General features: G+C 61.7%; 1 protein-coding gene. It reads left to right on the forward strand.

Annotation, left to right across the window (positions count from 1 at the left end):
- Positions 1-467 (forward strand): immunoglobulin-like domain-containing protein (locus ACTJJN_RS27020; protein WP_440781800.1); only part of this gene is annotated, 467 nt, incomplete at both ends.

A 467-nucleotide genomic window follows, 5' to 3' on the forward strand; every position in this document is an offset into this window, starting at 1 on the left:
GTCACCATCACGGCCGACCAGACCTCGGTGGCCGAGAACGTCAAACCGACCTTCACCGTGCACATCAACACCGCCCTGGCCCACGACCTGGTCGTGACCCTGAGCAACAATGCCCAGGTCACCATCAAGGCCGGCGAAACCAGTGCGCCATACACTCACGACGCGCAAGGCGATGACGTCTACCAGGACGCTGGCCAGATCAGCCTGGGTATCACCTCGGCGGTGGACGCCACTGGTGCGACCTTCGAGAACCTCGAGTTGGGCGGTGCGGCTTCGGTCCAAGTGACCGACACCACCGACGAAGTCGTGGCCAAGCTGACTGCTACCCCGTCGGTCACCGAAGGCGGCGAGATTACCTACACCATTACGCTGACCAACAAAGACGGTCTGCCGATCGACAAGCATGCGGCGCTGACCTTTACCCTGGACGATGGCAAAACCACCATCACCATCCCGGCTAACGGTAC

Source organism: Pseudomonas sp. 22515 (assembly GCF_052044625.1).
Lineage (GTDB): Bacteria > Pseudomonadota > Gammaproteobacteria > Pseudomonadales > Pseudomonadaceae > Aquipseudomonas > Aquipseudomonas alloputida.